This window comes from Oceanobacter sp. 4_MG-2023 (assembly GCF_030689165.1).
GTDB lineage: Bacteria > Pseudomonadota > Gammaproteobacteria > Pseudomonadales > Oceanobacteraceae > Oceanobacter.
The window spans coordinates 193462-213529 of record NZ_JAUYVV010000003.1; the positions used below are offsets into that span (position 1 = coordinate 193462).

General features: G+C 55.2%; 18 protein-coding genes and 1 other RNA gene. 11 read left to right on the forward strand and 8 right to left on the reverse strand.

Annotated elements, in window-relative coordinates; translation table 11 throughout:
- Positions 1 to 139 precede the first annotated feature (139 nt).
- Complete coding sequence (locus Q8W24_RS04030; RefSeq protein ID WP_303431189.1) at positions 140 to 1261, forward strand: polyamine ABC transporter substrate-binding protein; 1122 nt, start codon at positions 140 to 142, stop codon at positions 1259 to 1261.
- 137 nt (positions 1262 to 1398) lie between these two features.
- On the opposite strand, the gene typA is transcribed toward Q8W24_RS04030, so the two are convergent.
- The gene (gene typA / locus Q8W24_RS04035; protein ID WP_303431188.1) at positions 1399 to 3219 is read right to left on the reverse strand and encodes a translational GTPase TypA; all 1821 of its coding nucleotides are present in this window, start codon (positions 3217 to 3219) and stop codon (positions 1399 to 1401) included.
- Between the two features lie 381 nt (positions 3220 to 3600).
- Between typA and glnA the strand changes: the two genes are divergently transcribed.
- From glnA to Q8W24_RS04050, 3 genes are all read left to right on the forward strand, one after another.
- On the forward strand, positions 3601 to 5007 hold the full coding sequence (glnA, locus tag Q8W24_RS04040) for a glutamate--ammonia ligase (RefSeq protein WP_303431187.1): 1407 nt from the start codon (positions 3601 to 3603) through the stop codon (positions 5005 to 5007).
- Positions 5008 to 5155: 148 nt separating this feature from the next.
- Positions 5156 to 6157 carry an alpha/beta hydrolase gene (locus Q8W24_RS04045; protein ID WP_305474483.1) on the forward strand — a complete coding sequence of 334 codons (1002 nt, stop codon included), beginning with the start codon at positions 5156 to 5158 and terminating at the stop codon, positions 6155 to 6157.
- Positions 6158 to 6513: 356 nt separating this feature from the next.
- The gene (locus Q8W24_RS04050; RefSeq protein ID WP_303431185.1) at positions 6514 to 6642 is read left to right on the forward strand and encodes a hypothetical protein; all 129 of its coding nucleotides are present in this window, start codon (positions 6514 to 6516) and stop codon (positions 6640 to 6642) included.
- Here Q8W24_RS04050 and Q8W24_RS04055 read toward each other — a convergent pair.
- The 4 genes from Q8W24_RS04055 to Q8W24_RS04070 form a co-directional block, all read right to left on the reverse strand.
- Positions 6639 to 7226 (reverse strand): 5-formyltetrahydrofolate cyclo-ligase, encoded by a 588-nt coding sequence (locus tag Q8W24_RS04055; protein WP_305474484.1) that lies wholly within the window; start codon positions 7224 to 7226, stop codon positions 6639 to 6641. The two genes, Q8W24_RS04050 and Q8W24_RS04055, sit on opposite strands and share 4 nt — an antisense overlap.
- A 35-nt stretch (positions 7227 to 7261) precedes the next feature.
- A non-coding RNA gene (gene ssrS / locus Q8W24_RS04060) (6S RNA) lies at positions 7262 to 7439 on the reverse strand.
- A gap of 16 nt (positions 7440 to 7455) precedes the next feature.
- The gene (locus Q8W24_RS04065) at positions 7456 to 7803 is read right to left on the reverse strand and encodes a cell division protein ZapA (RefSeq protein ID WP_303431182.1); all 348 of its coding nucleotides are present in this window, start codon (positions 7801 to 7803) and stop codon (positions 7456 to 7458) included.
- Positions 7793 to 8008, reverse strand: coding sequence for a DUF904 domain-containing protein (locus tag Q8W24_RS04070; RefSeq protein ID WP_303431180.1), 216 nt, complete (start codon positions 8006 to 8008; stop codon positions 7793 to 7795). The genes Q8W24_RS04065 and Q8W24_RS04070 overlap by 11 nt, the downstream gene beginning before the upstream one ends.
- 148 nt (positions 8009 to 8156) lie before the next feature.
- Between Q8W24_RS04070 and Q8W24_RS04075 the strand changes: the two genes are divergently transcribed.
- The 5 genes from Q8W24_RS04075 (at position 8157) to Q8W24_RS04095 (ending at position 14062) form a co-directional block, all read left to right on the forward strand.
- The gene (locus Q8W24_RS04075) at positions 8157 to 8711 is read left to right on the forward strand and encodes a UPF0149 family protein (RefSeq protein ID WP_303431179.1); all 555 of its coding nucleotides are present in this window, start codon (positions 8157 to 8159) and stop codon (positions 8709 to 8711) included.
- Between the two features lie 12 nt (positions 8712 to 8723).
- Positions 8724 to 10049, forward strand: a complete 1326-nt coding sequence (pepP, locus tag Q8W24_RS04080) for a Xaa-Pro aminopeptidase (RefSeq protein WP_305474486.1) — start codon at positions 8724 to 8726, stop codon at positions 10047 to 10049.
- 113 nt (positions 10050 to 10162) lie between these two features.
- Entirely contained in the window at positions 10163 to 11461 is a 1299-nt protein-coding gene (gene ubiH, locus Q8W24_RS04085; protein WP_305474489.1) for a 2-octaprenyl-6-methoxyphenyl hydroxylase, read from the forward strand.
- Positions 11451 to 12662, forward strand: a complete 1212-nt coding sequence (locus Q8W24_RS04090) for a UbiH/UbiF/VisC/COQ6 family ubiquinone biosynthesis hydroxylase (RefSeq protein ID WP_303431174.1) — start codon at positions 11451 to 11453, stop codon at positions 12660 to 12662. The genes ubiH and Q8W24_RS04090 overlap by 11 nt, the downstream gene beginning before the upstream one ends.
- 194 nt (positions 12663 to 12856) lie before the next feature.
- Positions 12857 to 14062 (forward strand): class I SAM-dependent rRNA methyltransferase, encoded by a 1206-nt coding sequence (locus Q8W24_RS04095; protein WP_303431173.1) that lies wholly within the window; start codon positions 12857 to 12859, stop codon positions 14060 to 14062.
- A gap of 40 nt (positions 14063 to 14102) precedes the next feature.
- On the opposite strand, the gene Q8W24_RS04100 is transcribed toward Q8W24_RS04095, so the two are convergent.
- Positions 14103 to 15302, reverse strand: a complete 1200-nt coding sequence (locus tag Q8W24_RS04100; protein WP_305413557.1) for an imelysin family protein — start codon at positions 15300 to 15302, stop codon at positions 14103 to 14105.
- A gap of 48 nt (positions 15303 to 15350) precedes the next feature.
- On the reverse strand, positions 15351 to 16010 hold the full coding sequence (locus Q8W24_RS04105) for an HAD family phosphatase (protein WP_303431171.1): 660 nt from the start codon (positions 16008 to 16010) through the stop codon (positions 15351 to 15353).
- A 259-nt stretch (positions 16011 to 16269) separates the two neighbouring features.
- Between Q8W24_RS04105 and rppH the strand changes: the two genes are divergently transcribed.
- Complete coding sequence (rppH, locus tag Q8W24_RS04110; protein ID WP_303431170.1) at positions 16270 to 16764, forward strand: RNA pyrophosphohydrolase; 495 nt, start codon at positions 16270 to 16272, stop codon at positions 16762 to 16764.
- Positions 16765 to 16770: 6 nt separating this feature from the next.
- Positions 16771 to 19056, forward strand: coding sequence for a phosphoenolpyruvate--protein phosphotransferase (gene ptsP, locus Q8W24_RS04115; protein ID WP_303431169.1), 2286 nt, complete (start codon positions 16771 to 16773; stop codon positions 19054 to 19056).
- 62 nt (positions 19057 to 19118) lie between these two features.
- Here the strand turns inward: ptsP and Q8W24_RS04120 are convergent, their stop codons facing one another.
- The gene (locus Q8W24_RS04120) at positions 19119 to 19898 is read right to left on the reverse strand and encodes an NRDE family protein (protein WP_305474491.1); all 780 of its coding nucleotides are present in this window, start codon (positions 19896 to 19898) and stop codon (positions 19119 to 19121) included.
- Positions 19899 to 20068: the final 170 nt, after the last annotated feature.

The window sequence follows — 20068 nt, forward strand, 5'->3', positions numbered from 1 at the left end:
GTGTTGTTCGATAATAGATAGAGCGACGACGTAACGCTCGAAAATGTAGTTCTCGATGCATTAACGCTGGATGAAGTATCCGTAAACCAAGGCAGGGCCATCAGGTTCTGTCCCTTATTCATACAAGGGAGATCACGATATGACGTACGTAACCCGGTCACGCCTGCCACTATTGTCAGCCACTATGCTGATAGGGCTTTCTGGTTTGACACCGCTTGCCCAGGCAGAAGGCGTACTGAACTTTTATAACTGGTCTGACTATATTGGTGAAGAAACCATCGCCAATTTTGAGCAGGAAACCGGTATCAAGGTGAACTACGATGTGTACGACAGCAACGAAACCCTGGAGGGCAAGTTGCTGGCGGGTAATACCGGTTATGACCTGGTGGTACCGACGTCGAACTTTATGGCATTGCAAATCAAGGCGGGTATTTTTCGCAAGCTGGATAAAAGCCAGCTGCCGAATCTGAAAAACCTGGATGCTTCCTTGTTAACGTCATTGCAGAAAAAAGATCCGGGCAACCAATATGGCGTGCCGTATTTATGGGGTACCACCGGGATTGGTTACAACCCGGCGATGGTTGCCGAAGTGTTGGGCGAAGAGGCTCCCGTCGATAGCTGGGAGCTGGTATTCAACCCCAAATACATGGAAAAACTGGCTGACTGCGGCGTTTCCTTTATGGATTCCTCCGACGAAATGTATCCGTTTGTGATGTTGTATAACGGCGATGATCCAAACAGCACCGACAAGAAATACTTCAGCGACGATGCCAGAGCGACCCAAACCCTGAAAGCGGTACGGCCCTACGTCAAACAGTTCACGTCATCCCAGTACATCAGCGATCTGGCAAATGGTGACAGCTGTGTCGCTGTCGGTTACTCCGGTGATGTGTTTCAGGCAGCCTATAACGCTGAAGAAGCAGACAACGGTGTTGAAGTGGTCTACAGCATTCCGAAAGAAGGCTCGGAAGTCTGGTTTGATATGCTGTTGATTCCGGCGGATGCCAAAAACGCCGAGAATGCCCACAAATTCATCAACTATCTGTTGCGCCCGGAAGTGATTGCGGAAGTAACCGATTATGTCTGGTACGCCAATCCGAATACTGCTGCAACGACACTGATTGACCCTGAGATTGCCGCTGATCCGGCGATTTATCCGACTCCCGATGTGTTGGAGAAGCTGTTTGTCAGTAACGAAGAAGACCCTAAAGTGGCACGTATCCGTAACCGCAGCTGGGCCAATATCAAAGCCGGACGTTAACGGCGAGAACAAGCGGCAAAGGAAAGCCAGCACGTTATAGAACAGCAGCTACAAAAAAGCCCGTTTGAGTTTCCTCAAACGGGCTTTTTATCGTTCAGTCTGGCGCATAAACCGGCATTTGAAGGCCGGTTATGAGATCAGGCTGTTTTTTTCGGCTTGGAGCGCTTGCGTTCATTTTCAGTCAGCAATTTCTTGCGCAGACGAATGCTGGTAGGAGTCACTTCGACCAGTTCATCTTCTTCGATGAATTCCAGAGCCTGTTCCAGCGTGTGACGGACTGGAGGGGTCAGGTTAATGGCTTCATCAGTACCGGAAGCACGGACGTTGGTCAGCTGCTTGGCCTTGGTCGGGTTAACCACCAGGTCGTTGTCGCGGCTGTGCAGACCAATGATCATGCCTTCGTAGACTTCCAGGCTTGGGGCTACAAACAGGCGACCACGTTCTTGCAGGGTGAACAGGGCATAGCCCAGTACCTTGCCCGGTACCATGGAGACCAGTACGCCGTTGTGGCGAGTAGAACCCAGGCTGCTGAGCACAGGACCGTAGTGATCAAACACGTTGGTCAGGATGCCGGAGCCAGAGGTCATGGTCATGAACTGCGAACGGAAGCCGATCAGGCCCCGTGCTGGCATGATGAACTCAAGACGGGTGCGACCCTTGCCATCCGGTACCATATTGGTCATCTCGGCGCGACGGTTGCCCATCTCTTCCATGATGGAACCCTGGTGCTCGTCTTCAACGTCGATAACCACTTGTTCGTATGGTTCTTGCAGCTCGCCGTCGACGATTTTCTGGACCACTTCGGGCTTGCCGATGGCCATTTCGAAGCCTTCGCGACGCATGGTTTCAATCAGTACCGACAAATGCAGCTCGCCACGACCGGAAACCTTGAACTTCTCAGGGCTGTCGCCTGGCTCAACACGTAACGCCACGTTGTGGATCAGCTCTTTGTCGAGACGGTCCTTGATATTACGTGAAGTAACGTACTTGCCTTCTTTACCGGCGAACGGTGAGTCATTGACCTGGAAGGTCATGCTGACTGTTGGTTCGTCGACGGTCAGGGCAGGCAGGGCTTCAACATGACCGACCGCACACAGGGTATCGGAAATGTTCAGGCCTTCAATACCGGAAACACAGACGATGTCACCAGCGGAGGCTTCTTCAACGGCAACCCGGTTCAGACCGTGGAAACCTTTTACTTCCAGCAAGCGGCCCTTGCGGATCTTGCCTTCAGCAGAAATCAGCTGAATGTCAGTACCTGGCTTGAGCTTGCCGCGGGAGATACGGCCAACACCGATAACACCGACGAAGCTGTCGTAGTCCAGTGCCGAGATTTGCATCTGGAACGGGCCATCAAGATCGACAGGTGGCGGGGTTACATGGTCGACGATCATCTGGAATAGTGGCGTCATGTCTTCGGCCATATCATCCGGATCTGTACCGGCGATACCGTTCAGGGCGGAGGCGTAGATAACCGGGAAGTCGAGTTGTTCATCGGTGGCACCGAGACGGTCGAACAGATCAAAGATCTCGTCCATTACCCAGTCAGGGCGAGCGCCAGGGCGGTCGATCTTGTTGATCACCACGATAGGACGCAGACCACGCTCAAACGCTTTTTGGGTAACAAAACGGGTTTGTGGCATTGGGCCGTCGACGGCATCGACGAGCAGGCAGACGGAATCTACCATGGACATCACACGCTCAACCTCGCCACCGAAGTCGGCGTGTCCTGGTGTGTCGACGATGTTGATTCGGTAGTCGTTCCAGCGAATAGCAGTGTTTTTCGCCAGAATGGTAATACCGCGTTCTTTTTCCTGATCATTCGAGTCCATGACTCGCTCGCCACCTTGGTCTTTACGATCCAGGGTGCCGGATTGCTCCAGCAGTTTATCGACCAGGGTAGTTTTACCGTGGTCAACGTGAGCAATAATGGCGATGTTTCTGAGATTGTCGATCACAACAAAAGCCTTGGTTAAAGTTTGTGCAAAATTGGCGGCCGATTATACCTGACTTCGGATCGATGCGTGATGTCAATTTCATTATAAGAAAAGCGCTATTAATGTAGGCGTGGATATTGGAAACTGGTTGTATGAACCTCTAACGGGCACGCAGTCTGACTGGGGTCATATAAAATCAAGCAAAATGCACCAATATGGATCTATTTTGCTTGTCGGGCACCTGAAGTGTGCAAAAAAGACGATTGTGGGATCGGATATACCCTGAATACCGTGAGGTTTTTTGCATGCCTCTAAATGGCACGCGAATTGCTCCTTTTTCGGGCATGGTAGCAGGGGCTGGACCCCATTATCGGATATGAAACAGCATCTGGAGATAAGTAAATGTCAGAGAACACTCTGAATCTGATCAAAGAAAATGACGTTAAGTGGGTTGACCTGCGTTTTACCGATTCCAAAGGTAAAGAGCAGCATGTAACCATTCCTGCCAGCTATGTCGACGAAGAATTCTTCGAAAATGGCCAGATGTTTGATGGCTCATCCATCTCCGGCTGGAAAGGCATCAACGAATCCGACATGATCCTGATGCCGGATGACACCACGCCTTTCATGGACCCCTTCACTGAAGATGCAACGCTGGTTCTGCGTTGCGACATTATTGAGCCTAGCACCATGCAAGGCTATGAGCGCGATCCCCGTTCTGTGGCCAAGCGCGCTGAAGAATACCTGAAGTCTACTGGTCTGGGTGATACTGCCTTCTTTGGTCCAGAGCCAGAATTCTTCATGTTTGATGATGTTCGCTGGGGTCAGGACATGACCGGCAACTTCTACAAAATCAATTCTGACGAAGGTGCCTGGGCAACTGAAGCCGTTACCGAAGGCGGCAACCTGGGTCACCGTCCACGCGTCAAGGGCGGTTACTTCCCTGTTCCTCCAGTCGACAGCCACCACGACATCCGTGCTGCCATGTGTAACACCATGATGGCTATTGGTCTGGACGTTGAAGTACATCACCACGAAGTAGCAAACGCCGGCCAGAACGAAATCGGTGTTAAATTCAACACGCTGGTGAAAAAAGCCGACGAAGTGCAAATGATGAAATACATCGTGCACAACGTTGCCGCTGCTTATGGCAAAACAGCTACTTTCATGCCGAAGCCAATCGTTGGTGACAACGGTTCCGGTATGCACGTGCACCAGTCTTTCTGGAAAGATGGCGAAAACCAGTTTGCCGGTGACGTTTATGCAGGACTGAGCGAAACAGCTCTGTACTACATTGGCGGTATCATCAAGCACGCCAAAGCGTTGAACGCGTTCACCAACCCGTCAACCAACTCCTACAAGCGTCTGATTCCTGGATTCGAAGCCCCGGTCATGCTGGCATACTCTGCCCGTAACCGTTCTGCTTCTATCCGTATTCCTTACGTTGCGTCTCCTAAAGGCAAGCGTATCGAAGCCCGTTTCCCTGATCCGACTGCCAACCCATACCTGGCATTCGCAGCCATGCTGATGGCTGGCCTGGACGGCATCAAAAACAAACTGCACCCTGGCGATGCAGCAGACAAGGATCTGTACGACCTGCCTGCTGAAGAAGCCGCAGCTATCCCACAAGTGTGTGGCAGCCTGCGTGAAGCCCTGGACAGCCTGAAAGCTGACAGCGACTTCCTGACAGCTGGTGGTGTATTCACTGAAGATATGATCGAAGCTTACGTCGACCTGAAAATGGAAGATGTTTACCGCGTTGAACATACCACTCACCCGGTTGAGTTCGATATGTACTACTCCGTTTAATCTTCGGATGAACGGGTTGTCATAAGGAAAGGTCGCTTCGGCGGCCTTTTTTTGTGGCTTACTATTGTTGTTTGCAGCCGCCACCAAATAAAGATATGGCGCTATGGCTGCTGAGGACTATGGTGTTTGACGCAAGAGGATCGGCGTGGTGAAAACAACCAAAGAATTATGGAATTCATATCCGCTCCGGAATGCCCTGCCTGACTGGCGTATCCGTTGGCAGCCGTCGGCTCCTGAGGCATTGACACAGGCGTATCGGCAGTATTATCGGTTACCCGATGTTGAAGCCGGACAGCACCGCATGGGCAAGCTGGAAAGTGCCGGTTTTGATATTGCGCTGCAGTACTGGACTTGTCCTGACGCGGTGGCCAATCTTATTCTGGTGCACGGCTATTATGACCATGTCGGGCTGTATGGCAGCCTGATTGGGTTTTGCCGGGCCCAGCGCCTGAACCTGGTGGCATTCGACTTGCCGGGGCATGGCTTGTCGAGTGGTGAGGCAGCCAGAATCGACGATTTTGATCAGTATGAAACCGTGTTTGCCGATGTGTTCCAGCAGGCTGAACAGCAGCTGCCGGCGTTGCCTTGGCTGGCTGCCGGTCAGAGTACCGGGGGAGCGATTCTGGCCAGCTATCTGCTCAAGCGCCACCCGGTAGCCGGTCAGTCAGGGCCGTTGCTGGTCTGGCTGCTGGCCCCGTTGTTACGGCCAGCGGGATGGCGCAGCGGCCGCTGGATACATACGCTGGTACACCGTTTTGTCGCCCGGGTGCCGAGACGTTTTGTGCTGAACGGTAATAATCGGGTATTTGCTGAATTTGTTGCCAGTAGTGATCCCCTGCAATCCCGTTATTTGAGTGTCCATTGGGTGACGGCACTCAAGCGTTGGCTCGGCTGGATCGAGCGGCGATCACCGTTTGATTATCCGGTACGCATGATTCAGGGGACGGCGGATCAGACCGTTGACTGGCGTTACAATATTCCGGCCTATCAGCGGTTGTTCCCGGCGTTAATGTTGAGCCGCATCGTCGGTGCTCATCACCACCTGGTGAATGAATCTCCGGAACGATTGGGGAACGTATACGAGGTGATGCGGTCAGATTTGAGTGCTGTGTTGGCTGCTCAGGAGACGGCTTCCAAAACAGGGCAATGAGCTGCTCTTTTTTAAGAGTAGTGCCATAAAAAGAAGCAGGCTGGCGAAATATATCGGGGAACAGCCTGCCATACGAAGATTATCTGACGGATGATAGATCTGATTTTCGACCTCAAATGGTGCAATAACAGCTTTTCTTGCCTGGTGGGTCGGTCTTTCAGAAAATGAGCGCACTGATTTTGGCGTCATTGCTCAAAACAGAAGGGCAATTCTGGTGCAATTCATACTTTGGTCACTACTTGTGACTAAAGTGGCAGAAATGTTGCTCAAAGACAGACAAAGTAGCTATATGTCTGCCTGGTGTCATCTTGGTAGGCCATACGTATAAAAGTAGATTTTTGCTGGAGTCACTTTCAATGAAGAAGCCAGATTTACTGGTCTTTGTAGGATTGGTTGTTATTTTGGGTGCTGCCATTACTGGCATGACAATCGATGAGAATCAACGTCCGTCTGCCGTCCTGGCATCGGAACATACTATTCGCTAACTGGCTGGCACCCATCGTAGTGCGGTATCGGTAGCAATAGCAGATAAAGGAATATCCCAGGCTTCAGCAGGAAGCGTAGCAAGACACTGAAACTCATGGGCGCAGCCTATGAGTCTTGGGTGCTTGCCTGCGCGCTGAGTAAAGGCCAGCGAGCGGTCGTAAAAGCCGCCACCCATCCCCATACGATTGCCATGAAGGTCAAACGCGACCAGTGGCAAGCAGATAACAGACAAGAATCTTGCCTGGCAGCGTTTGCCGTAGCGAAAATCCGGCTCTGCGATACCAAAGCGGTTGTTGCTCATGCGTGTGCCTGGCTGATAACGGATAAACGCCAGTTCGCCGCGACGTAGCGGGTGCAAGCTGGGCAGATAGACTTCCTTGCCCATTCGGATCAGCTGCTTGATGATCTGCTCCGGGTTGATTTCACCATCATTCACCAGATACAGCGCGATTCTCCGGGCAGCCAGCAGGGCACCCGGCTGTAATAACGAGCGTTGCAGGCCTCGTGCTGCCTGGCGTTGCTGTTGCGCTGTCAGGGAGCGACGCTGCAAGCGCATGGCCTTGCGAATTTGAGGTTTGTTCATAGGGACAGGAATACAGGATGTAAGCAAATCAGAAAGGAGGCCCGCCGCACCGCTGTCGGAAAAAGGCCTTGAACCCAATGGTTCAAGGTGGTGGGTTCTTCACTGAATCAGGCTTTCCGGAAACCGGACATGCGCACAACAGCGACTGGAACCCTCCGGGGTTGTGGACATCGGCTCGAGGTCTTTGTCGACTGGCCAATGCGGCAGGAGCTGGCGAGTATATCAGAGATCAGGAGTTCTGCGAAAAGTCTGCGGCAGAATGCTCGTTTTCACGTTGTGCGGAGAGATTCAGCGCAGTGTCCAGCCGATTATTCAGGTCATCAAAAATAGTCGCCTGTTGCTGCAGCTCGTGTTGTGTTTCAAGTAACTGATGGGCAATGTTCAGCGCCGCGATCACCGCAATTCGGTCGGTACCCGGCAAGGTACCGGAGGACGACGTCGAATTCTTGATTTCAGCCATCTTCTGGTCGAGCAGGTGCGCGGCATCACGCAGCTGCTGTTCGGCCCCGGCAGGGCAGTTGATCCGGTATTCCCGGTCCAGAATCGTGAGACTCAGGGTTCTGGGGTCATTGGCCACAGTTGCGCTCCAGCACTTGCAATTTTTGTATCATTTCATGAACCTTGCGGCGTGCCGCTTCATTTTGCTGTACCAGTCTGGTCCGTTCAGACTGCCAGTTTGCTTCTTCAGCACGCATGCGCTGGTTTTCTTCGTACAGTTCCTGATGGATGTCGAGCAGTTTTAGGATACGCTGCTGCAGGCTGTGCAAGTCATTTGCTGGCATAACATTCTTCTGGTTCAGGGCTGGACTGGGGCTACTACTATAAGAGCCGTCCAAGTGGCTGGTCAATCCGACTGTCGACTCCAGTGAAAGCGGGCAACCTGCACGATGGCAATGTTAGAATAAACAGATTGATTATATAGAGGTTGTTATGAAATTTGACTTTGCCAGTGCAGCGGATATCTGGCTTGAAGCCCGTTGTTACCAATCCCCGTCGGCTTTGCACGGCTGGTTGAGTGGTTATCTGGCCAGTGGTTCCCGCCTGACACCGAAACAATGGCTGGCAGAAGCCATGGATTACCTGGAACTGGAAATGGCTCCAGAGCCGCCGCTGTCCGATATGTTGCCAGAATTCTATGACTGGGTGCTGGCTGTGATTGGTGCGGAAGAAATGGCCTACAGCCCGTTATTACCCAGTGACGAAGATGCCGATGTCGCCGAGCAGGTCGAATGCCTGGCGGAATGGAGCAAAGGTTTCCTCGATGGCTTTGGGGCTTCCGAGCGCTCTGCCGGGCAGCTACCGGAAGATGTCGTGGAAGTCTTGCGTGATCTGGATGCCTTTTCCCAGGCCGAGGTTGACGACCTGGACGATGCCGCCAACGAAGGCATGTACCTTGATCTGTCCGAGCACGCCCGGGTGGCGGCCCTGACGGTGTTTTACAACATGAACCGCTCGGCCGGTTCGTCATCCACAACCCTGCATTGATCCGGAGGTGATATGAAACTGGAAGCATCCGAATACGCTCGTCGTCGTCAGCAACTGATGGCGCAAATGAGCGATAACAGCATCGCGATTATTCCATCGTCTCCGGTGCATGTGCGCAACCGGGACGTGGAATACCTGTTTCGCCAGGACAGCGATTTTTATTACCTCAGCGGCTTTGACGAAGAACACGCCGTGCTGGTGCTGATTCCGGGGCGGGAATATGGCGAATACGTTTTGTTCTGCCAGGAAAAAATCAAGGAACAGGAAATCTGGACGGGTCGCCGGGTAGGGCCAGAAGCGGCGCTGGAGCGACTGGGAGCCGATGATGCCTTTCCGATCACCGATATCGACGACATCCTGCCTGGCCTGATTGAAGGCCGGGACAAGATTTACGCCAATCTGGGCGTCAGCCCGGACTTCGACAACCAGCTAATGGGATGGGTCAACCATATCAAATCCCAGGTGCGTAACGGCTCACGGCCACCACGGGAATTCAGCGGCCTGGATCATATCCTGCACGAAATGCGGCTGATCAAATCCGAGGCCGAAATCGACCTGATGCGACAGGCAGCAGCAATCAGCGCCAATGCCCACTGTCGGGCCATGCAAATGGTTGAGCCGGGGATGTATGAATATCAGCTGGATGCCGAAATCATGCGTACCTTTATGGCTGCTGGCAGTCGTTGGCCGGCCTATCCTTCGATTGTCGGCAGTGGTGAAAACGCCTGCATCCTGCACTACACCCGTAACGATGCGCAGATTCAGGACGGTGATCTGATTCTGATTGATGCCGGTTGTGAACTGGACTATTACGCCTCCGATATTACCCGTACCTTCCCAGCCAATGGCTATTTCAGTGCAGAACAAAAAGCCTTGTATAACCTGGTGCTGGATTCCCAATACGCCGCCATGGACTGGATCAAGGCTGGCAATCGCTGGAATGATCCACACGATGCCGCAGTAACCGTGCTGGTCGAAGGATTGCTGGCACTCGGCTTATTGTCCGGTGATCCGGATGAGATTCTGGCCTCCGGTGAATACCGCCGTTTCTATATGCACAAAACCGGACACTGGCTCGGTATGGACGTACACGATGTGGGGGAATACCGCATCGACGGCGAGCCAAGACGACTGGAAAACGGCATGGTGATGACCGTCGAGCCAGGATTGTATGTGGCACCAGACGATGAAACCGTCGAGGCGCGCTGGCGCGGCATCGGTATCCGCATCGAGGACGACGTGGTTGTACGTGCCGATGGCTGTGATGTACTGACGGCTGGAGTGCCAAAAACCGTTAAGGAAATAGAAGCACTGGTTCAGGGCGGGTTGACTGACTGAGGGCAATGCCCGGTGTGTTTTTCTTGCCTTGGCGGGCGCTAATCGTGACAGGCTCTTGACCCTGCCGCGAGCCACCCGTCAGAGTGTCACCTGCTGAACAAAGAGCGTTATCCATGACCGAACCTGCCTTATCTTCCCCTGCCTTTGACCTGGTGATTCTCGGTGCTGGCATGACCGGCGCCAGCCTGGTGCACCTGCTGCAGCCTGCGCTGGATGACGGTCTGCGCATTGCGTTGATCGATCGCCAGCAGATTCGCTGGACTGCCGACATACTGGAGCGACCGCCCAGTTTTGATGGTCGTGCCACGGCGCTGGCCTGGGGATCACGGCAGTTATTGGAACGTATGGGGTGCTGGTCGGCGGTGGCGGACCGGGCCTGTGCGATTGAACATATTCAGGTATCGGACCGTGGCCGCTTTGGGCAAACCCATCTACACGCCAGCGAGCAGGGCACCGAAGCATTGGGCTATATCGTTGAAAACGCGGTATTGGGGCGGGCACTGCTGCAAGGGCTGGATACCTGCCCGAATGTCACCCTGTTGTCCGATACCGAGGTAACGCAAGTTACCATGACCGCCACCGGTAGCCAGCTGACCCTGGCCGATGGCAAGACCCTCACCACGGCGCTTTTGGTCATGGCCGATGGTGGCCGCTCCGGTCTGGCGCAACAGCTGGGAATTCGGCATCAGCGCGAAGACTATGGCCGCATGGCACTGGTAACCCAGGTTGAAATGGATCGCGAGCATCAGCACTGGGCTTATGAACGCTTCAGTGACCATGGCCCGGTGGCCTTGCTGCCGTTACAGCAGCGCCACTTTGCGGTGGTCTGGACTCTGCCCCCCGATGATTGTGAACGTATTATGGCGTTGCCAGATGCCTTGTTTGCCGAGCAGTTGCAACAGCAGGTCGGCTATCGCAGCGGCCGTATTCTTCGGGTTGGCGAACGCTTCAGTTACCCGCTGGCACTGGTGCGCAGTGGCGAACAGGTACGCCGGGGCCTGGTGTTGCTGGGGAATGCTGCTCACAGCCTGCATCCGGTGGCCGGACAAGGCTTTAACCTGGCATTAAGAGATACCGCCGCGCTGGCGGCCCGTGTACTGGAAAGCTGGTCGATGAAGCGACCGTTAGGTGATCTCACCGTATTGCTGGAATACGCCCAGCAGCAACAGCAGGATCAGGCCAATACCATTCTGGCCAGTGACCTGTTGCCCAGAGTGTTTTCCCACCCCGGCACCTTGACGGCTCTGGGTCGTGGTGCCGGACTGCTGGCGCTGGCCAGCCTGACGGTGCCGCGACGGTTATTGGCACGTCACGCCATGGGGCTGGGCCAGCCTGCGCCCCGGTTTGGTTTGCCGCCAACCCCAAAACCTGACAATTTATCTTCCCGGTCGGAGTCTGCTGATGCGTTATGACGTGGTAATTATTGGTGCCGGGCTGGTCGGGCAATCCCTGGCGGCCGCTTTGGCACAGGGTAATCCGCAGCTGGCTATTGCTCTGGTTGATCCGGCGTTGGCGTCCGCAGCGGAGCTTCCGGCGGTATTGCCCACGGAGGGGCTGGATGGATTTGATCTGCGGGTGAGTGCCTTGACCGCGCGCAGCCAGAATTTTCTGACCGATATTGGCGCCTGGCAATGGATTCGCTCACAACGGTGTCAGCCTTACACGCATATGACGGTGTGGGATGCAGAAGGCACCGGTGAAGTGAATTTTGATGCTGCCGATTTACACGTTCCCTGCCTTGGTCACATCGTTGAAAATCGCGAAACCCTGGCCGGGTTGCGGCAGCAGCTGGCCTCGTGCCCGGCGGTGACCCAGATCGCGCAGCCGGTGCAATATCTCGACAGCCGTCAGTCCGACGGCCTGACGCCCGTAGTGCTGGCGCAGGGGGATACTTTGCTGGCGGCACTGGTGGTCGGAGCCGATGGCGCGCATTCCCGGGTGCGTCAGTGGGTTGGATTACCAACGCGGGAATGGGATTACCAGCATCAGGCGCTGGTGGCGACCGTCGCCATGGAGAAACCATTGGCGGCCACCGCCTGGCAGCGCTTTCGGCCACAGGGGCCGCTGGCCTTGTTGCCTATGCCAACCAATCCGCATCTGGCTTCGATCGTCTGGTCGACCAGTGACGATGAAGCCAATGCGCTGATGGCGCTGTCGGACGAGGCTTTTGGTCACGCCCTGGCCGAAGCCTTCGAGCAGCGGTTGGGAACCGTTACCGGGTGTTCTCAACGGGCCGCGATTCCTTTGCGCCAGCGCCATGCCCGCCGTTACTGGCAAGACGGTGTAGTGCTGGCGGGGGATGCCGCACACACCATTCATCCGTTGGCCGGACAGGGCGTCAACCTCGGTTTCAAGGACGTGGAAGTGCTGGCCGCTGAAGTACTGACGGCTGTTGCACGTGGCATCTCTCCCGGACACGATCAGGTGCTGGCCCGTTATCAGCGTCGGCGTCAGGCCGATAACCTCGCGACCATGGCGGCGATGGAAGGCTTCAAGCGTCTGTTTGCTGCTGATGCGCCACTGGTGCGATTACTGCGTAACGTCGGAATGAACCGGTTTGACCGGCTGTTACCCGTCAAGCAGCACGCCATGATGCAGGCAATGGGCCTGTAGCTCCGTTTGGTGTGCTGGCCGGTTCGTGCTCAACACGACGTCCGTATGTATTACGTATAAGTGCAAGTTGCTTATGATCAGTGCTGGCACAGACCGCAGCGAATAAACGGTGATGACAGCAGGAAAGTTTCGCTGCATGTGTCGCAAACCGATATAATGCCCGGTTCTTTTTGCTCCACCCTGTTGAGGTCTCCATGTCTGAAGCTGTTTCCTGTCTACGCTTGAACCCACAAGCGGAACGCCGTCTTAAATCCGGTCATTTGTGGGTTTACAGTAACGAGGTGGACACCAAAAAAACGCCGATTCAAGGTCTGGAGTCCGGTAGCCAGGTAGTGATCGAAATGGCCAACGGCAAGGCGCTGGGCAGTGCGGTGGTCAGCCCGGATCAATTGATTTGTGCGCGTCTAATCAGCCGTGACAGCAAGCAGTTTCTCGACAGCTCGCTGATTGTACATCGCCTCAAGGTTGCCCTGAGTAGCCGTGAACTTTGGTATCCGGATGGCTGCTACCGCTGGGTGTATGGCGACAGTGACGGCCTGCCGGGGCTGGTTGTTGACCGTTTTGGTGATGTCGCAGTGGTGCAAATATCCAGTGTCCTGATGGAAACCCTGCGGCAGGAAATCGTGGATGCCATCGTCAAGGTGATCAAGCCGGACGCCGTGGTACTGAAAAATACCGGCAAGCTGCGGGCCGTTGAAGGTTTGCCAGAATACGTCGACGTTGTGTACGGCGAGCTGGAAGACAACTGCGCCCCCATGATCGAAAACGGTACCCGCTTTATGGTGCCTGTGATCGATGGCCAAAAAACCGGCTGGTTCTACGATCACCGTGAAAACCGGGCGGTGCTGAACCGGTTGGTGACGGGCAAACGGGTACTGGATGTTTTCAGTTATATCGGCGGCTGGGGCGTGCAGGCGGCCCGCCATGGTGCTGCAGAAGTTCACTGTGTGGATTCCTCTGCCAAGGCTCTGGATTGGGTTGCCCAGAATGCGGAGCTGAACGGCGTGGCAGAACGGATGACCTGCTGGGAAGGCGATGCCTTTGAAGCACTGCGGCAGCTGAAAGACAGTGGCGAGCGTTTTGATGTGGTGGTGGTTGATCCGCCAGCGCTGATTCCGCGCCGCAAAGACATCAAGGCTGGTGAGCAGGCTTATCATCGCCTCAATCAGCTGGCGATGCGTCTGCTGAATCGTGATGGCCTGCTGGTGGCTGGTTCTTGCTCCATGCATCTGGGCGAAACCCGCTTGCCAAGCATTATCCGAACACTGGGTCGGGAGCTGGATCGTGATGTGCTGATTCAACACGTCGGTAGCCAGGGCGCAGACCATCCAGTGGTTCCGGCCATTCCGGAAACCCGTTACCTCAAAGCCGTGTTCGCTCGCGTATTACCTACCCGCTAACCGCGGTTGCAGATGTTCGGCCCGGCCTTGTCCTTGGCCGTTATGTCTTGGGCAAGGTCAGGCGTAACAGGCTGGCGGTTTGTTGCAACAGACTATCCAGCTGCTTGATGTGATCAACCTGCGAGGTGGCTGCCGGTATCTCTGCCGCTGCTTCTGCCGGGGTTGCTGAGGTATCGGCTGGTTCGGCCCTGGCCGTTTCACTAACAGGCGTCAGAGCCTGGGTCAGCGCCGCCTGCCATTGCGCCAATAATTCTGGATGCTTGTCGCCTAGCAGCGATATTAAAGCCCCTTCCTGGGATTCGTTACCGAGTAACCAGAGCTGCATTCCTTGCAACAGAGCCTGAATATCCTGCTGGCTGGTATCGCTGAATTCACTGCTGTTACCCGGCAGACGTTTTGCCAACAATTCCGTTCGGATCAGCCAGGCACAGGCACTCATGCCGGCTTGCAGGGCTGCCGACGGGGTACTGCTGGTTACCAGCTGGGCATAGTAGCCGTCAACTTGCTGCCAGCGGCTTTGTAACAGGTGTTGGTGATCCAGTAACTGCGCCGTCACCAGTTGCAGGTATTGGCGGCGGCGTTTCTGGTTGGTGACGGCATCAGGAGCCGGTTCGCTGGAGCTACTGCTATTGGCTGGCAGCACATAGTCAGAGGCGTCGCGTTGCCCGTCACTGCCCCACAGCAAGAATTCAATCACATGAAACCCCAGGCTGACCGAGGCCGGGTCAGAAAACCCATGCTGCTGCCTGAGTGCTTCCGGGGTCAACGGCAAGGCCAGATCGTTCACAATGCCGGTAAAGGGGTAGCCCGGCAGATAGTCGAGGTAGCCGCCTTCAATCGGCCAGCTGTCAATCTGATTGACTATCTGGTGGAAATTAACGCCCTGTCGCTGCCATTCAACCGGGTCCGATATCGGCAGAAAACCATACAGGCGAGTACGTAAAAACGCGCTGTAGCTGTCGCGCCAGGCGCTACGGGCAGCGGCCAGCGTGGCGCTATCGGGTTGACCGATCAGGGCCGAGACAGCACCTTGCAGCGCTTCGCTACTGGCGTAGGCCTGCAGGTAGCTATCGAAGGCCGAATGAGTCAAATGGTCATTGATCGTTGCCGGGAAAGATCCTCCCGGACTGGTGCTCAGCTCAGCCGCCGTCGGGAGAGGTTGCGCTGGTGGTTGCGATTGTTCACAGCCCACCATGCCGAGTGCCAGGGCACTGCTCAGTCCGATCATGAGTCGTTTCATTGGTGCCTGCCTCCTGATGGTCTATGGTTACTGGCGCCAGCGCCAGGATCAATCGTCACGCAGTGAGATGATTGGCCAGCCATATTGGCGAGCCTCGGCTTCCAGAGTGCTGTCCGGGTTGACCGCCACGGGATGATCGACCAGTCGTAACAGTGGCAGATCGTTGCGGGAGTCGCTGTAGAACCAGGCACCGTCCATGGACTGCTGATGCTCTTCCAGCCAGGCGTTGAGCCGGGTTACCTTGCCATCCTGAAAGCTGGGTACGCCAACAATTTCGCCAGTGTATTGGCCGTCGATGACTTCCGGGTGTGGTGCGATAATGTCGGCAATACCCAGACGCTCGGCAATCGGATAGGTAATGAAACCGTTGGTGGCGGTAATGATCAGTAAATGATCCCCCTGGTCCCGATGCTTCTGGATCAGGTCACGGCTTTTTTGGCTGATCAGTGGTTCAATACGTTCAGCCAGAAAACGCTCGCGTTCGGCCAGCATATGTTGCAGTGGATAATCGAGTAACGGCTGTAAGGCAAAACGCAGGTAAGCGTGAATATCCAGCGTGCCGGCTTTGTATTGTTCATAGAAGTGGTCGTTGCGATGCTGATGCACCGCCGGGTCGACGAGTTCCCGGTCGGCCAGATACTGGCCCCATGCGTGGTCACTGTCATCGGATAACAGGGTGTGGTCGAGGTCAAAAATTGCCAGAGCCAAACGATTCTCCCGAACGGATTGCCGAAAATTGCACAAAGAGCCATATTCTATGATGAATGGGCAGCCCGGGTCACACGTTAAAAACAGGCACGGACTGACACTCATTGGCATAAACGTCCTGTTCCGCCGCTTGTCAGATCCTGTGGTTCGGGAGAAGATAAAGAATAACAATCAATACCTGCGAGTCGATGCATGTTGCTTGACCTTTGCGTTGAAATGGGCAAGTTTTGCAACTCTGTAATAATTCTCGGATGGCATTGTGATTGATGATCAGGGTTACCGCCCGAATGTCGGTATCATTCTGTGTAATGACCAGGGCCAGGTGCTCTGGGCCAGACGCATAGGACAGGATGCCTGGCAGTTTCCTCAGGGTGGGATCAAACAGGGGGAGTCCCCGGAAAATGCGCTTTATCGGGAGTTGACCGAAGAAGTTGGCCTGACAGCGAACGATGTCCAGATTCTGGGCTGTACTCGTGGCTGGCTGCGTTATCGCCTGCCAAAACGTATGATCCGTCAGGGGCGTCAACCGGTGTGCGTTGGCCAAAAGCAAAAGTGGTATCTGTTAAAGTTGACTACCGAAGAAGCACGAATCGATGTGGCTGCATCACCCAAGCCGGAGTTTGATGGCTGGGACTGGGTTAGTTACTGGTTTCCGTTGGGTGAAGTAGTCGCTTTCAAGCGCGATGTCTATCGTCGCGCAATGACTGAGCTGGCGCCGAAAATCGCTCGCTTGCAACGTAAAAGCACCAGTTGAGGTCTTATGCTCGACATACTTCGCCGAATTGTCCAGGAGGTCAGCAGCGCCAGCGATCTTAAGGATGCATTAAAAGTGGTGGTCGTGCGTATCCGCGAGGCTATGCACACCGAGGTATGTTCTGTGTACCTGTTTGATGCAGACAGCAAGCGTTATGTACTGATGGCGACCGAAGGCCTGAAGCAAGAAGCCGTTGGTCGGGTCAGCCTGTCATCATCCCAGGGTCTGGTTGGCCTGGTCGGTGCCCGCGCCGAACCGATCAACATCGACAATGCTCCGTCACACCCCAAATTCCATTTCCTGTCCGAGACCGGAGAAGATCCGTTTCTGTCGTTCCTTGGCGTACCGATTATTCATAACAAGCGCCTGATGGGGGTGCTGGTTGTACAGCAGCGTGACAGCCGGCAATTTGATGAAAGTGAAGAAGCCTTTCTGGGCACCATGTCGGCCCAGTTGGCCGGAGTGATTGCCCACGCTGAAGCGACCGGAAATATTCTGGAGCTGTCACCTGCCAGCACCGAACGTAAAAGTACCCGTTTTAACGGTGCACCGGGGGCGGCGGGTGTCGGCCTTGGCACCGGTTACGTGATCACCCCGGCGGCAGACCTGATTGTGGTGGTCGACCAAACGGTCGAAGACATTGAGCAGGAACTGGAGAATTTTGACAAGGCACTGATTGCTGCCCGCAGTGAAATCCGTCATCTGGGTGCCCAGCTCAGCCATGATCTGCGCCCGGAAGAAATGGCGCTGTTTGATGTTTATATCAATATGCTCGACGACAATGCCCTGGGGGCAGAAGTCACCAGCCGCATTCGTGAAGGCCAGTGGGCACAAGGGGCCTTGCGCCAGGTCGTGATGCAGTATGTGGGTCATTTCCAACTGATGGAAGACGTTTACCTGCGTGAGCGGGCGACGGACATTCTGGATCTGGGTACCCGTATTCTGGCCCACCTGCAGGGCACGGCGGATAAAGCGCCGGAGGAAAAAATATTTCCGGACGACTGCATTCTGGTCAGCGAAGAACTGACCCCTGCCATGCTGGGCGAAGTACCGACCAGCAAGTTACGCGGACTGGTATCGGTAAAAGGCTCCTCCAACTCCCACGTGGCGATTCTGGCCCGGGCGATGGGGATTCCAACCGTAATGGGGGTGGTGGATTTACCCTACGCCCAGTTGCACGGCAAGGATCTGGTGGTGGATGGATATCGTGGCGTCTTGGTGTCCAACCCGAATGAGGATATCCGCGCGGAGTATCAGGAAATCTACGAAGAAGAGCTGGCCCTGCAGGAAGACCTGGAAGTACTGCGGGATGAACCGGCCGAAACCCTGGACGGCCATCGTATTCCCTTATGGGTCAATACTGGCCTGCTGACGGATGCCTTGCGCAGTCTCGATCGGGGTGCCGAAGGTGTGGGTTTATACCGCACCGAAGTGCCCTTTATGATGCGGGACCGTTTCCCCAGTGAAAGTGAGCAGCAAAAAATCTATCGCCAGCAGCTGGAGATGTTTGCTCCGGCACCGGTGACCATGAGAACGCTGGATATCGGTGGCGACAAGTCGCTGACTTATTTCCCCATCAACGAAGCCAATCCTTTTCTGGGCTGGCGTGGTATCCGGGTAACGCTGGATCATCCCGAGATTTTTCTGGTGCAAGTGCGGGCCATGCTGAAAGCCAGCGAAGGCCTGAACAACCTGCGTATCATGCTGCCGATGATCAGCAGCGTCCATGAAGTCGACGAAGCGCTGCACCTGATTTACCGTGCCCATGCCGAAGTGATCGAAGAAGGCTGTGATATCGACATGCCCAAAGTCGGGGTCATGATCGAGGTACCTTCCGCCGTGTTCCAGATCCGTGATCTGGGCTTGCGAGTTGATTTCCTGTCGGTCGGCAGTAACGACCTGACCCAGTATCTGTTGGCGGTGGATCGTAACAACCCGCGGGTGGCTGACCTCTATCAGGCGTTTCATCCGGCGGTCTTGTCGGCCCTTAAAATCATTGCCGAGACCGCTCGTGAAGTAGGCAAGCCGGTCAGTGTCTGTGGTGAGCTGGCGGGTAATCCACTTGGCAGTGTGCTGCTGATGGCCATGGGTTACGAGATGCTGTCGATGAACGCTACCAACCTGCCAAAAGTAAAATCGGTTATCCGTGGTGTCAGCCTGGAGTGGGCAGAACGCTTGCTCGATCAGGTAATGCAGATCGAAAGTGCCCATGTGATTGCCGCCATGGTACAGCTGGCACTGGAGAAAGAAGGCTTTGGCCGGATTATCGGCCCGGCTTCCGGTCGCGGCTAACCAGGGTTGGATCGACTCATTGCCCCGGCTGCTCTGATTGCGCGGGGCGCTTGCTGATTGTTTTATATCAAGGGTAGCTGAAACCGGCACCGGGCGCCTGCAGCGCCATTCTCTTGCCAGCGCTGTTCTTCAATGCTGAGCCGTTGCCCCCGGCCGAGTAGGCTGCTGCTACTGCGGGTGCCATAACGGGCAGAGATAATAAACTGCGCCGATAACAAACGCTCTGTTTCCAGCGCAACGCCGGTGTCGGGCAGCCTGTCGTCCGGCCAGGGCTGACGGCGATTCAATAAGCGGGTTAATTCAGACTGATCCTGCTGCCAGGTGGGCCGGTGCTGCTGGCGTCGTTGGGCTTGCAGCAGTTGCTCTTTCGCCAGCTGTGCTTTGGGCCAGTCACTGTCGAGCCAGGCATTACTGAGCGCATGTATGCCGGGAGAGACCGCCACCGCCGCGGGTTCCGGTGTATTGGTGATGTACCAAAGCTGATGCGCTGTACCACACAGCAAATTAAAGCGGCCATAACGGCCTGCCTCCGGCAACAAGGCATCGGCAAAGTCCGCGGGTGTTTGTGTGCTGCGCAGATAACGGGTCACCAGTTCACCACGAGAGCGCACATGCTCTGGCGGCTCAGGTAAACGAATATTGGTGACTGCCGCAAAACGCAGGTCATTGGTTACTCCCAGCCAGCTGCCGCCTTGCTGCAAATCCTGCCCGGCAACCAGGTCGGGAGACTCGGGCCAGCGGTGTAACGGCGCGGTGGGGCGTTGATGAAATTCGTCACGATTGGCAGTCAGCGTCAGCCAATCGGTCGCATCTGGCTGCCAGTCAAATACAATCAGGCACATGGTAAAAGTCTCGGATACCGGTGTCTTCAAGGTTACCCTGATGCCTGTGGCTTGGCGACCTGGGCGGTTGCCGAGTGTTGCTGGCTGGTACGCATCCTGCCGCTGCGCTCGCGATTCAGGCCATGCCGGGTATAATGCGCGCCTTTTCTTCTCTTCTGCACGGGAGGTGG